Origin of the sequence: Agromyces sp. NPDC056523, assembly GCF_042794545.1 — a bacterium.
Lineage (GTDB): Bacteria > Actinomycetota > Actinomycetes > Actinomycetales > Microbacteriaceae > Agromyces.
In genome coordinates, this window is record NZ_JBHTTM010000002.1 from 216,220 (window position 1) to 228,573 (window position 12,354).

At 70.9% G+C, this 12,354-nt stretch carries 11 protein-coding genes and 1 other RNA gene; 7 read left to right on the forward strand and 5 right to left on the reverse strand.

Annotated features, from left to right (window positions below):
* The first annotated feature begins 153 nt into the window (after window positions 1–153).
* The 3 genes from ACFQ58_RS07980 (at window position 154) to rnpB (ending at window position 2,173) form a co-directional block, all read left to right on the forward strand.
* Entirely contained in the window at window positions 154–975 is an 822-nt protein-coding gene (locus ACFQ58_RS07980; RefSeq protein WP_376950543.1) for a Nif3-like dinuclear metal center hexameric protein, read from the forward strand.
* Between the two features lie 37 nt (window positions 976–1,012).
* Window positions 1,013–1,750 (forward strand): zinc ribbon domain-containing protein, encoded by a 738-nt coding sequence (locus ACFQ58_RS07985; protein ID WP_376950544.1) that lies wholly within the window; start codon window positions 1,013–1,015, stop codon window positions 1,748–1,750.
* A 49-nt stretch (window positions 1,751–1,799) separates the two neighbouring features.
* Window positions 1,800–2,173: RNase P RNA component class A (rnpB, locus tag ACFQ58_RS07990), an RNA gene on the forward strand.
* A gap of 10 nt (window positions 2,174–2,183) precedes the next feature.
* Here rnpB and ppgK read toward each other — a convergent pair.
* Together ppgK and map are read right to left on the reverse strand one after the other, a co-directional pair.
* Complete coding sequence (gene ppgK / locus ACFQ58_RS07995; protein WP_376950545.1) at window positions 2,184–2,939, reverse strand: polyphosphate--glucose phosphotransferase; 756 nt, start codon at window positions 2,937–2,939, stop codon at window positions 2,184–2,186.
* 44 nt (window positions 2,940–2,983) lie between these two features.
* The gene (gene map / locus ACFQ58_RS08000; RefSeq protein WP_376950546.1) at window positions 2,984–3,847 is read right to left on the reverse strand and encodes a type I methionyl aminopeptidase; all 864 of its coding nucleotides are present in this window, start codon (window positions 3,845–3,847) and stop codon (window positions 2,984–2,986) included.
* An 11-nt stretch (window positions 3,848–3,858) separates the two neighbouring features.
* Here map and ACFQ58_RS08005 point away from each other — a divergent pair, with 11 nt between their 5' ends.
* Window positions 3,859–4,044, forward strand: coding sequence for an SPOR domain-containing protein (locus ACFQ58_RS08005; protein WP_376950547.1), 186 nt, complete (start codon window positions 3,859–3,861; stop codon window positions 4,042–4,044).
* Between the two features lie 44 nt (window positions 4,045–4,088).
* On the opposite strand, the gene panB is transcribed toward ACFQ58_RS08005, so the two are convergent.
* Window positions 4,089–4,976 (reverse strand): 3-methyl-2-oxobutanoate hydroxymethyltransferase, encoded by an 888-nt coding sequence (panB, locus tag ACFQ58_RS08010; protein ID WP_376950548.1) that lies wholly within the window; start codon window positions 4,974–4,976, stop codon window positions 4,089–4,091.
* Between the two features lie 86 nt (window positions 4,977–5,062).
* On the opposite strand from panB, the gene ACFQ58_RS08015 reads away from it, so the two are divergent.
* Window positions 5,063–6,400 (forward strand): glutamine synthetase family protein, encoded by a 1,338-nt coding sequence (locus tag ACFQ58_RS08015; protein WP_376950549.1) that lies wholly within the window; start codon window positions 5,063–5,065, stop codon window positions 6,398–6,400.
* 13 nt (window positions 6,401–6,413) lie between these two features.
* The gene (locus ACFQ58_RS08020; protein ID WP_376950550.1) at window positions 6,414–9,428 is read left to right on the forward strand and encodes a bifunctional [glutamine synthetase] adenylyltransferase/[glutamine synthetase]-adenylyl-L-tyrosine phosphorylase; all 3,015 of its coding nucleotides are present in this window, start codon (window positions 6,414–6,416) and stop codon (window positions 9,426–9,428) included.
* 104 nt (window positions 9,429–9,532) lie between these two features.
* Here the strand turns inward: ACFQ58_RS08020 and glnA are convergent, their stop codons facing one another.
* Window positions 9,533–10,957: a type I glutamate--ammonia ligase gene (glnA, locus tag ACFQ58_RS08025; RefSeq protein ID WP_376950551.1), complete on the reverse strand. Its 1,425-nt coding sequence runs from the start codon at window positions 10,955–10,957 to the stop codon at window positions 9,533–9,535.
* Between the two features lie 138 nt (window positions 10,958–11,095).
* Here glnA and ACFQ58_RS08030 point away from each other — a divergent pair, with 138 nt between their 5' ends.
* Entirely contained in the window at window positions 11,096–11,527 is a 432-nt protein-coding gene (locus tag ACFQ58_RS08030; protein WP_376950552.1) for an RDD family protein, read from the forward strand.
* A gap of 56 nt (window positions 11,528–11,583) precedes the next feature.
* Here ACFQ58_RS08030 and ACFQ58_RS08035 read toward each other — a convergent pair whose 3' ends face one another.
* On the reverse strand, window positions 11,584–12,306 hold the full coding sequence (locus tag ACFQ58_RS08035; protein ID WP_376950553.1) for a DUF4191 domain-containing protein: 723 nt from the start codon (window positions 12,304–12,306) through the stop codon (window positions 11,584–11,586).
* Window positions 12,307–12,354: the final 48 nt, after the last annotated feature.

Here is a 12,354-nt window from a genome sequence, read left to right on the forward strand (position 1 = left end):
CAGGGCGATCCCCTCTCGGGGCGGGCGCCCGATGCGTCCGCCCTGCGGTTCCGCGCAGGTCCTGCATCTGCCGCGATCCTATGCGGGCCGGGCCCGATCTGCCACGGTGCCGCATCACGGATCCCGCGTCGGGCCCGGCGCTAGGCTGGGCGGGTGCCAGTCCTCCTCGCCGACCTCCTCGCGACCGTGGAGCGCCTGTGGCCCGTTGCGGGCGCCGAGGCGTGGGACGCTCCGGGGCTCGTCACCGGTGATCCGCAGGGCGAGGTGGGCCGGGTGCTGCTCGCCGTCGACGCCGTGGCCGCGACCGTCGACGAGGCCGTCGACACGGGCGCCGACCTGCTCATCGCGCACCACCCGCTCCTGCTGCGCGGCGTGACCTCGATCGCCGAGGACCGCTACAAGGGAGCGCTGCTCGCGCGTCTCATCCGTGCCGACTGCGCACTGATCGCCGCGCACACGAACGCCGACGTCGTCGAGACCGGCACGTCGGCGGCGCTCGCCGATCGGCTCGGCCTGGTGGATGCGGCGCCCATCGTGCCCAGTGCGGCGGACCCGGGCCGCGGGCTCGGACGTGCGGGTCGGCTCACCGAACCCACCACGCTCGGCCGGCTCGCGCGCCGCCTCGCCGAGGTGCTGCCGCCGACGGCGAGCGGCGTCCGTGTCGCAGGCGGCTACGACGATCCCGTCGAGACGGTCGCCGTGTGCGGCGGCGCCGGCGACTCGCTGCTCTCCCACCCGGTCGTGCAGGGCGCCGACGTGTACGTCACCGCCGACCTGCGCCACCATCCGGCGTCCGAGGCGCGCGAGCAGGCCGTGCTCGGCGGCGGGCCCGCACTCATCGACGTGTCGCACTGGGCGAGCGAATGGCTGTGGCTGGATGGCGCGGCCGCCGAACTGCGCGAGGCGCACCGCGAGCTCGAGGTCGTGGTCAGCGACCTCCGCACCGACCCGTGGGACTTCCAGGTCCTGCAGTGAACGTCCGACCGACCCCCATCCCCACGAGGAGCACCACGTGAAGGCCAGCCCAGCCGACCAGCAGCAGTTGCTGCGTCTCCAATCGATCGACACGCGCCTCCAGCAACTCGCGCACCGCCTGCGGTCGCTGCCGCAGACCGCCGAGCTCACCTCGCTCGGCGAGCGCGACGGAGCCGTGCGCGCGCGCCGTGCCGAGGCCGTGGGCGCGCTCGAGGACGCGCGCAGCGAGCTGGGTCGCATCGAGTCCGATGTCGAGGTCGTCGAGAAGCGCATCGCGCGGGACAGCGACCGACTCACCCACACCTCGTCGATGAAGGATGTCGCGGCGCTCGAGTCCGAGCTGACGTCGCTGCGCAAGCGCCTCTCCGACCTCGAGGACCAGGAGCTCGTGGTCATGGAGAAGGTCGAGTCCGCGGAGGCGCACGTCGGCGACGTCGACGCCGAGCGTGCGGACATCGCCGCCGACGTGGCGCGACTCGAGGGCGAGCGCGACGAGGCCGCGGGTGGGCTCGCAACGGAGCGCGACGGCGCCGAGCGCGACCGCACCGCGATCGCGGGCACCGTGCCCGGCGACCTCCTGGCGTTCTACGAGCAGCGCCGTGCCCGCGGCGGGGGCGTCGGGGCCGCGCTGCTGCAGCAGCGCACGTGCGGCGGATGCACGATCACGCTCACCGGATCCGACCTCGAGGCCGTGCGGAAGGCCGCGCCCGACGAGGTCGTGCAGTGCCCCGAGTGCGACCGCATCCTCGTCCGCACCGACGAGTCCGGCCTCTGAGCCGATCGGAGCCGCAGCCCAGTTGCGACCTGTAGCCTTGGAGGGCGAGCGGGTCGGCAAGACGGTCGCGTCATCCGAGTGATCGGGTGCCGAGGAACGTCCGGGCTCCGCAGGGCAGGACGGTGGGTAACGCCCACCCGGGGTGACCCGCGAGACAGTGCCACAGAAAGCAGACCGCCGCAGGCTCGCCTGCGGTAAGGGTGAAACGGTGGGGTAAGAGCCCACCAGCGGCCGCGGTGACGCGGTCGGCTCGGCAAACCTCGTCCGGAGCAAGGCCAGACAGGGAACCATGGGGCTGCCCGTCCCGTTCCCGGGTAGGCCGCTGGAGGGTCACGGCGACGTGGCTCCGAGAGAGATGGCCGTCCAGCCGGTGTCGCGCAAGCGCCCGGTGAACAGAACCCGGCGTATCAGCCGGCCCGCTCGCACTCCTCCTCTAGTACTTCGCCGCGAGGGCGGCGGCGCCGAGGAGGCCGGCGTTGTTGCGGAACGCGGCCGGCACGATGGGCGTCTTCAGCGAGAGCCGCGGCAGGAAGTGCTCGTGGTGCTTCGAGACGCCTCCGCCGACGATGAACAGGTCGGGGGAGAAGAGGAACTCCACGTGCGAGTAGTACCGCTGGAGCCGCTCCGCCCACTGCTCCCACGAGAGTCCCTCGCGTTCCATCGCCGAATAGGCCGCGCGGTCCTCCGCATCGTGCCCGTCGATCTCGAGGTGGCCCAGCTCGGTGTTCGGCACGAGCACGCCGTCGTACAGGAACGCGGAGCCGATGCCGGTTCCGAGCGTCGTCAGGATGGCGAGGCCCCGCTCGCCCCGCGCGGCGCCGAACTGCGACTCGGCGTAGCCCGCGGCATCCGCGTCGTTGATGAAGTGGATGGGGCTGCCGAGCTCGCGCTCGAACAGCCGCTCGGCCTCGAGTCCGATCCACTCCTCGGAGATGTTCGCCGCCGAGAGCGTGCGGCCCTGCTTCACGATCGCGGGGAAGCACACGCCGAGCGGCAGCGAGGTGTGCCCCTGCCCGGCGATGATCGCGAGCAGCTGCGAGGTCGCCGCGACGATGTCGGCGGGTCGCCCGCCCGCGGGCGTCTTGATCTTCACGCGCTCGGTGACGAGCTCACCCGTGCCGAGGTCGACGACCGCTCCCTTGATGCCCGTGCCGCCGATGTCGATGCCGATCGCGCGCTCAGTCGCCATGCGGCCACACTATCGCGAGGCCCACGAGGCCCAGGAGCCGGGGCTCACGGCAGCGTCAGGATCTCCGCACCGCGCTCGGTCACGGCGACGGTGTGTTCGAACTGGGCCGTCAGCGATCGATCCCGCGTCACGACGGTCCAGTCGTCGGTCCACAGGTCCCACTCGGTCGTGCCCAGCGTGAGCATCGGCTCGATCGTGAAGACCATGCCCGGCTCCATCACGGTGGTGGCGTTCGGATCGTCGTAGTGGGGGATCACGAGGCCGGTGTGGAATGCGCGTCCCACCCCGTGACCGGTGTAGTCGCGCACGACGCCGTAACCGAATCGCCTGGCGTACGACTCGATCGCGCGACCGATCACGTTCACCTGACGGCCAGGGGCCACCGAACGGATGCCGCGGGCCAGCGCCTCGCGCGTGCGCTCGACGAGCAGCCGCGTCTCCTCGCTCACCTCCCCGACGAGGAACGTGTGATTGAGGTCGCCGTGAACGCCGTCGAGGTACGCGGTGACGTCGATGTTCACCAGGTCGCCGTCCTCGAGCACCGTGTCGTCGGGGATGCCGTGGCAGATCACCTCGTTCACCGAGGTGCACGACGACTTCGGATAGCCGCGGTACCCGAGCGTCGAGGGATACGCACCGTGCGCGACGACGTGCTCGTGCGCGATCCGGTCGAGCTCGTCGGTCGTGGCACCCGGCCGGATGGCGCGAGCCGCGGCCTCGATCGCACCCGCCGCCACGCGTCCGGCCGCCCGGATCCGCTCCACCTCGTCGGCCGAGTAGCGGTCGCCGCCGGTGTTCGGCGTCGGTGCGGCGCGGCCCACGTATTCCGGGCGGGGGATCGCCGACGGAACTGCGCGCGTCGGCGACGGTCGGCCGGGGATCAGGCGGCCGGCGGGGTCCTTGGGCATAGGATCAGCCTATGTCGCGGGACGCAGAGCATCAGTTCTGGTACAACCTCAACACGGGGCAGGTCGAGGAGGGCATGGTCTCTCCCGCGGTCGAGCGCGTGGGCCCGTTCGCCACGCGCGCCGAGGCTGAGAACGCCCTCGAGATCCTCCGCGCGAACAGCGCGAAGTGGGCCGAGGAGGAGGCCGCCGAGGAGTGACGGCGGCCGGCACGCGCGATCGGCGCGTCGGCCGGTGACACGCCTCAGTACGAGTGCTGCTCGGTCGGGTAGGCGCCCGACGCGACATCGGAACGCCACGCCGTCGCGGCGTCGCTCAGCACCCCCGCGAGGTTCGCGTACTGCTTGACGAACTTCGGGATGCGCCCGGTCGTCAGGCCCGCCCAGTCGGTCCATACGAGCAGCTGCCCGTCGCAGTGCGGCCCGGCGCCGACCGAGATGGTCGGGATCTCGAGCAGATCGGTGACCTCGCGGGCCGCGTCGGCGGGCACCATCTCGAGCACCACGGCGAAGGCACCCGCATCCTGGACCGCCTTGGCGTCGGCGAGGAGCTGGTTGATGCCCTCGCCGCGCCCCTGGATGATGTGGCCGCCGAGCTGGTGTTCGCTCTGCGGCGTGTAGCCGATGTGGGCCATCACCGGGATGCCCGCGCCGACGATGCGGCGGATCTGCTTGTGGCTGCGTTCGCCGCCCTCGAGTTTCACGGCGTGCGCGCCGGTCTCCTTCATGAAGCGGATGGCGGTGTGCAGCGCCTCGTCGGGGCCGTTCTCGTAGGACCCGAACGGCAGGTCGCCGATCACGAACGCGCGCGTGACCGCACCGGCGACCGCGCGGGTCAGGGGGATCAGCTCGTCGACCGTGACGGGCAGCGTCGTCTCGTAGCCGAGCACGTTGTTGCCCGCCGAGTCGCCGACGAGGAGGAAGTCGATGCCGGCGTCGTCGAAGATGCGCGCGGTGAGCTGGTCGTAGCTCGTGAGACCCGTGATCTTGATGCCCTCGCGCTTGGCGTTCTGGAAGTGCCGGGTTCGCACGCGCTTGGGCCCGCCGACGGCGGCCGAGGCGCCGCCGTACGGGTTCTCGGTCACGGTGGAGTCGGCTGCGGATTCGGCGTCGCTGGATGCGTGGTCGGACATGTCGTCATCCTCGCACAGCGGACCGTCACCCGGCCGGGCGCGACGGCGCGACCCAGTACGCTGAAGAGCGTCGAGGAAGGGTGTGCATGGACAAGCAGCGCGACTTCGTTCTCCGGACCATCGAGGAGCGAGGGGTCAAGTTCGTCAGGCTGTGGTTCACCGATGTCGTCGGCACCCTGAAGTCGGTCGCGATCGCCCCGGCAGAGGTCGAGGGCGCCTTCACCGAGGGCATCGGCTTCGACGGCTCGGCGATCGAGGGCCTCAGCCGCACGTTCGAGTCCGACCTGCTCGCCTATCCCGACCCCACGACGTTCCAGACGTTGCCGTGGCGCGGCGACATCGATCCGACGGCCCGCATGTTCTGCGACATCACGACGCCCGACGGCGAGCCCGCCGTGGCCGACCCGCGCAACGTGCTCAAGCGCACCCTGGCGAACGCCGCCGACCGGGGCTTCACGTTCTACACGCACCCCGAGATCGAGTTCTACCTCCTCAAGTCGAGCAAGTACGGCCCCGAAGGCCCCCAGCCCGTCGATTCGGCGGGCTACTTCGACAACGTCCCCGGCGGCACCGCGCACGACTTCCGCCGGCGCTCGGTGCGCATGCTCGAAGACCTGGGCATCTCGGTCGAGTTCAGCCACCACGAGGCGGGGCCGGGGCAGAACGAGATCGACCTCCGCTACGCCGACGCGCTGACCACCGCCGACAACATCATGACCTTCCGCACGGTCGTGAAAGAGGTGGCGATCGAGCAGGGCGTGTACGCGACCTTCATGCCCAAGCCGTTCTCGCACTATCCGGGTTCCGGCATGCACACGCACCTGTCGTTGTTCGAGGGCGACGCGAACGCGTTCTACGAGCCGGGCGCGCAGTACCAGCTGTCCAAGATCGGCCGCCAGTTCATTGCGGGCCTGCTGCGGCACGCCAACGAGATCTCCGCCGTCACGAACCAGTTCGTGAACTCGTACAAGCGCCTCTGGGGCGGCGACGAGGCCCCCAGCTTCATCTGCTGGGGCCACAACAACCGGTCGGCCCTCGTGCGCGTGCCGCTCTACAAGCCCAACAAGGGGCAGAGCGCGCGCGTCGAGTACCGCGCGATCGACTCGGCCGCCAACCCCTACCTCGCGTTCTCGCTCCTGCTCGCCGCGGGCATGAAGGGCATCGAGGAGGGCTACGAGCTCCCGTCCGAGGCCGAGGACGACGTGTGGGCGCTCACCGACAGCGAGCGTCGTGCGCTCGGGTACCACCCGCTGCCCGCGAGCCTCGACCACGCGATCGAGTACATGGAGGAGTCCGAACTCGTCGCCGACACCCTCGGCGAGCAGGTCTTCAACTACGTACTCGCGAACAAGCGCGCCGAGTGGCGCGACTACCGGTCGCAGGTCACGCCGTTCGAGCTGCAGCGCAACCTCGAGATCCTCTGAAGAGCGCGAGCGGATGACTCGACAGGTCCCCACGCTCGGCGGACTCGCTCGCGCAGGGTTCGACGACCTGGAGCGGGCCGGAAGCGGGCTGACCGGCCTTGCTGACGCCACCGGCCTGGCGCCGATGTCGCTGCTCGACGCATTCGCTGCCGCAGGCGACCCCGACCAGGCGCTCGCAGAGCTGCAGCGGCTGTACGAGCGGGCACCCGAGGCCGTCCGCGACATCCTGCACGACCCCGGCTCGCTCGAGCGGGCGGCGAGGCTGCTGGGCGCGTCGCGAGGCTTCGCCGAGTTCTTCCTCCGGAACGCCGGAGAGCTCGCAGTGCTCCGGGAGGCACCCCAGCCTCCGCCCTCGCCCGATGCGGCCGCGGCCGAACTCGTCGACGCGGTCGCGTCGGTCGACGCGCCGCCCGCGACGCTCGCCGAGGCGGGCGGACGGGCGCTGCGGGTGCGGTATCGGCGGCTGCTCGCCCGGATCGCGGTGTGGGACCTGACGCGCTCCGATGCCGTCGACGCCGTCGACGCGGTCTCGGCCGGCCTGGCCGATCTCGCCGGCGCCGCACTGGAGGCGGCCCTGCACCTCGCGCGCCGGATGGTCGGACGGAACGACGACGAGCCCGCGGCGCCGGGGCGGTTCCCGGCAGCCGAGGTCGCCGCCACGCGCCTCGCGGTCATCGGCATGGGCAAGGCCGGCGCGCGCGAGCTGAACTACGTCAGCGACGTCGACGTGATCTTCGTCGGGGAGTCCGCCGATGACGAGGCCGTGTCGTCGGCACGGGCACTCGACGTCGCGACCCGGCTCGCGATGACCGCCATGCGGCTGATCGGCGAGCCCGGGATCGAACCGCCGCTCTGGGAGGTCGACCCGAACCTGCGACCCGAGGGCAAGGACGGCGCGCTCGTACGCACGCTCGAGTCGCACCTGCAGTACTACGACCGGTGGGCGAAGAGCTGGGAATTCCAGGCGCTCCTCAAGGCGCGGCCCCTGGCCGGCGACCGCGAGCTCGGCGACCGGTACGCCGCGGGCGTCGCGCCGAAGGTGTGGGCGAGCTCGTCGCGCGAGGGGTTCGTCGAGTCCGTCCAGCGCATGCGCGAGCGCGTGACCGAGCACATCCCGGGCGACGAGGTCGAGGTGCAGCTCAAGCTCGGTCCCGGCGGCCTCCGCGACATCGAGTTCACGGTGCAGCTGCTGCAGCTCGTGCACGGCGCGACCGATCCGGCGATCCGCCAAGGAGGGACGCTTCCCGCGCTCGCGGCGCTCGCCGAGCACGGGTACGTCGGCCGCGAGGAGTCGGCCGTGTTCTCCCGGGACTACCGGATCCTGCGCGTCCTCGAGCATCGGCTCCAGCTCGCGCGCCTGCGGCGCACGCACCTGATGCCACGGGATGCGGCGGCGAGGCGTGCGCTGGCTCGGGCGTCCGGTCTCGGCCGAGATGCCGACGAGTTGACCTCCACCTGGCAGGCCACGCGTCGCCGGGTGCGCGGATTGCACGAGCGCCTCTTCTACCGTCCGCTGCTCTCGGCCGTGGCGGCCCTGCCCGCCGAAGGGCTGGGGTTGACGAGCGAGCAGGCCGAAGCGCGGCTCGCGGCCATCGGATTCCGGGATCCGCACGGGGCGCTCGCGCACATCGGCGCGCTCACCGCGGGTGTGTCGCGGCGCGCGACGATCCAGCGCCACCTGATGCCGGTGCTCATCTCGTGGTTCGCCGACGGCGCCGACCCCGACTACGGCCTGCTCGCGTTCCGGCGCATCAGCGACGGACTCGGAACGACCCACTGGTACCTGCGACTCCTGCGCGATTCCTCGGATGCCGCGCTGCGGCTCACCCGCGTCCTGTCGGGTTCACGGTTCGCCGGCGAGCTCCTCGAGCGCACGCCCGAAGCGGTCGCCTGGCTCGAGGACGTCGAGGAACTGCGCCCGCGACCCCTGTCGGCCCTTCGCGAGGAGACCTCCGCGGTGCTCGCGCGCCACTCCGAGCTCGAACCGGCCGCGAAGGTGCTGCGCGCGGTCCGTCGGCGCGAGGTGCTCCGGCTCGCGCTCGCGGCGATGCTCGACGTCTGCACGATCGAGGAGCTCGGGCACGGCCTCAGCGACGTCGTCGAGGCGCACATCGACGGGCTCGTCCGGGCGATCCGGCGAGGCGACGACGGGATCGAGTTCGCGGTCATCGGGATGGGGCGCTTCGGCGGGCGCGAGCTCGGCATCGGCTCCGACGCCGACATCCTCTACGTCTACCGCCCCGCGGGGGCCGAACCCGATGCCGCCCACTCGCGGGCGCTCAAGATCGTGTCCGAGCTCGTGCGCGTGAGCGAGGACGCCCGGTTGCCGTTCGAGCTCGACGCGGGACTGCGCCCCGAGGGACGCAACGGCGTCGTCGCCCGCTCGCTCGACGCGTACCGCGCCTACTACGCCCGCTGGTCGCTCACGTGGGAGGCCCAGGCCCTGTTGCGCGCGCGGGGCGTCGCGGGAGACCGCACCCTGATCGCCGACTTCACCGAACTCGCCGACGGTGTGCGGTATCCCGCCGCGATCGCCGAGCAGGAGGTGCGCGAGGTCAAGCGGATCAAGGCCCGCGTCGAGAACGAGCGGCTTCCTCAGGGTGCCGATCCGACTCGACACCTGAAGCTGGGGCGAGGATCGCTGAGCGACGTCGAGTGGTTCGTGCAGCTCGTCCAGCTCGAGCATGCGGCGCGCGTGCCGGCACTGCGGACCACGTCGACCCTCGACGCCCTCTCGGCGTCGGTCGAGGCCGGGCTCGTCGCCGCCGTCGACTCCGAGACGCTCCGAGCCGCGTGGATCTTCGCGTCCCGGGCGCGATCGGCGCTGACGCTCTGGCTCGACAAGACGACCGACGTGCTGCCCGTCGAACGCACCCAGCTCGAGGGCGTCGCCCGGATCATGGGCTACCCGCCCGGCTCGGCGACGCGGCTCGAGCACGACTACCTGCAGGTCACCCGCCGGGCCCGGGCGACCTTCGAGCGCGGCTTCTACGGCGTCGAGCCGCGACGCGAACCGACGACCGGCTGAGTCGCGCCATCCGCTCGCCCGCCGTCGGCCGGTGTCGGGAGACGAACGAGGGCCCGTGTCGCACGCGACACGGGCCCTCGACTCTCCCTGGGGGGCGGAGAGATCTAGACGCCGTAGTAGAGCTCGTACTCGAACGGGTGCGGACGCTGGGCCAGCGGCTTCAGCTCCTTCTCGCGCTTGTAGTCGATCCAGGTCTCGATGAGCTCCTTGGTGAACACACCGCCCTCGAGGAGGAAGTCGTGGTCGGCCTCGAGCGCGTCGAGCACGGCGTCGAGCGAACCCGGCACCTGGGGGATCGACTTGGCCTCCTCGGGCGGCAGCTCGTAGAGGTCCTTGTCGACCGGCTCGTGCGGCTCGATGCGGTTCTTGATGCCGTCGAGGCCGGCCATGAGCTGCGCGGCGAACGCGAGGTAGGGGTTGCCCGAGGCATCCGGCGCGCGGAACTCGATGCGCTTGGCCTTCGGGTTCGTCCCCGTGATCGGGATGCGGATCGCCGCGGAGCGGTTGCCCGCCGAGTAGACGAGGTTCACGGGGGCCTCGAAGCCCGGCACCAGGCGGTGGTACGAGTTCACCGTCGGGTTCGTGAAGGCGAGCAGCGCCGGGGCGTGACGCAGGATGCCGCCGATGTACCAGCGCGCGACGTCGGAGAGGCCGCCGTAGCCCGCCTCGTCGTAGAACAGGGGCTTGCCCTCGTTCCAGAGCGACTGGTGGGTGTGCATGCCCGAGCCGTTGTCGCCGAAGAGGGGCTTCGGCATGAACGTGGCCGTCTTGCCCCACTCGTTGGCGGTGTTCTTGACGATGTACTTGAACTTCAGGATGTCGTCGGCGGCGTGCACCATCGTGTCGAACTTGTAGTTGATCTCGCCCTGGCCGGCCGTGCCGACCTCGTGGTGCGAGCGCTCGACCTCGAGGCCCGCGTCGATCAGCTTGAGCACGATGTCGTCGCGCAGGTCGGCGTGCTGGTCGACGGGCGAGACGGGGAAGTAACCGCCCTTGTACGCCGTCTTGTTGGCGAGGTTGCCGCCCTCCTCCTCGCGGCCCGAGTTCCAGGCGCCTTCGCTCGAGTCGACCGAGAAGAAGCTCGAGTTCTGCTTCACCTCGTAGCGCACGTCGTCGAAGATGTAGAACTCGGCCTCGGGGGCGAAGAACGCGGTGTCGGCGATGCCGGTCGAGGCGAGGTACTTCTCGGCCTTCTTTGCGACCTGGCGCGGGTCCTTGCCGTAGATCTCGCCGTTGCGGGGGTTGTAGATGTCGAAGACCATGATGAGCGTGCGCTCGGCCCGGAACGGGTCGACGTATGCGGTCGAGACGTCGGGGATCAGCTGCATGTCGGACTCGTGGATCGACGCGAAGCCGCGGATCGAGGAGCCGTCGAACAGCTGGCCGACGGTGAAGAAGTCCTCGTCGACGGTGGAGGCCGGGATGTTGAAGTGCTGTTGCACGCCCGGGAGGTCGGTGAAACGGATGTCGAGGAACTTGACGTCCGTCTCCTTGATGAACTTGAGGACTTCAGATGAATCACTGAACATGTGACGATGCTCCAAGGGCGGGTAGAGGGCGCGGACGCAGTCGTTCGACCGGTAGCGACGCTACGCGGACGGCGTTTCCCGACCGTGACGCGAATGTTTCCACCGTGTTACGCGATCGGCCATCGGTAGAATCGTCCGGTGCCCGAACCCGCGCCCGCATCCGGTGACCTCACGCCCAATCGCTACCCGGGGGAACGCCTCGGACTCCCGGAGGAGGGCACCGGCTCCGTCGGCCGTGTCGGGCGCCGCGTCGCGGCGATCCTCGTCGACTGGGCGATCGCGAACGTCATCGCCCTGCTCGCCGGGCCCTACGCATCACCGGCCCAGTCCTGGGCGACGCTCGGGATCTTCGCGCTCATGCAGGTGCTGTTCATCCCCACCCTCGGCGGCAGCGTCGGCCACCGGTTCCTCGGGCTCCGGGTCGTGCCGATGGCCGGCGGCTGGGTCGGCCTGTGGCGGCCCGTGGTCCGCACCCTGCTGCTCCTGCTGGTGATCCCGGCCCTCATCTGGGATGCCGACCAACGGGGCTTCCACGACAAGCTCGCCGGAACGATCCTGCTCCGGAGCTGAGACGACCGCGGCATCCGCTCGAGGTGAACGGATGCCGCGGGGCAGTCGTGTGTGCGTCAGCGCATCTTGCCGCGCTGCGGACGTACCTTCATCGGGTCGATGCCCTTCGGGATCGGCAGCGGCGCCTGGAGCGAGTTGAGCCGGTTCGACACGGCGAGCACCTCGGGCTTGGTCAGCACGCGCTTGCGCTTGCGCAGCGCCGCTGCGAGGCGGTGCAGCTCGACCGAGCCCTCCTCGTGGCCGACGGAGAGCGTGCTCACGGGCACGTTCGGAAGCACGCGGGCGACCTTGCGCTGCTCGTCGGTCAGCATGCGCTCCGTGCGGGCGCGCGGGCCCTCGCTGATCAGGACCACTCCGCCCCGGCCGACCGCGCGGTACACCGCATCCTGCGTCTTGCCGTTCACGGCGACGGGCATCTCGCTGCCGACCCATCCGCCCCGCAGGCCGCTGCGCAGGACCGCGCCGACCGCGCCGGGCTGGCCGTCGATCTGCGAGTACGCCGCCCGTTCGGCACGGCGGCCGAGGATGACGAGCGCAACGAGGAGGCCGGCGAGCGCGCCCGCGACGATCCACAGCGCGATCGTGAAGCCGTTGCCCTCGCTGAGCCAGAGGGCGAGGACGAGGCCGACGAGCACGGGTCCGAGGAATCCGAGGAGCATGAGCCACTGCGCGGTGGGGTCGTAGCGGCGGGTCATCTGGAAGACCTGCCACATCTGCTTCATGCGGCCGGGCTCCTTCGGGGGCTTGGAAGCGTCCCCGGCGTCCTTGGTTCGTGCCATGCGACAAGGATACCGGCGGCTGACGGCACGTCCGACCGTCGAGTGACG

Coding starts and splice junctions, on each gene's coding strand:
- ACFQ58_RS08005 (WP_376950547.1), top strand. CDS start 3,859: ATGTCGCGGGACGCAGAGCATCAGTTCTGGTACAACCTCAACACGGGG.
- ACFQ58_RS08015 (WP_376950549.1), top strand. CDS start 5,063: ATGGACAAGCAGCGCGACTTCGTTCTCCGGACCATCGAGGAGCGAGGG.
- ACFQ58_RS08035 (WP_376950553.1), bottom strand. CDS start 12,306: ATGGCACGAACCAAGGACGCCGGGGACGCTTCCAAGCCCCCGAAGGAG.
- panB (WP_376950548.1), bottom strand. CDS start 4,976: ATGTCCGACCACGCATCCAGCGACGCCGAATCCGCAGCCGACTCCACC.
- glnA (WP_376950551.1), bottom strand. CDS start 10,957: ATGTTCAGTGATTCATCTGAAGTCCTCAAGTTCATCAAGGAGACGGAC.
- ppgK (WP_376950545.1), bottom strand. CDS start 2,939: ATGGCGACTGAGCGCGCGATCGGCATCGACATCGGCGGCACGGGCATC.
- ACFQ58_RS08020 (WP_376950550.1), top strand. CDS start 6,414: ATGACTCGACAGGTCCCCACGCTCGGCGGACTCGCTCGCGCAGGGTTC.
- map (WP_376950546.1), bottom strand. CDS start 3,847: ATGCCCAAGGACCCCGCCGGCCGCCTGATCCCCGGCCGACCGTCGCCG.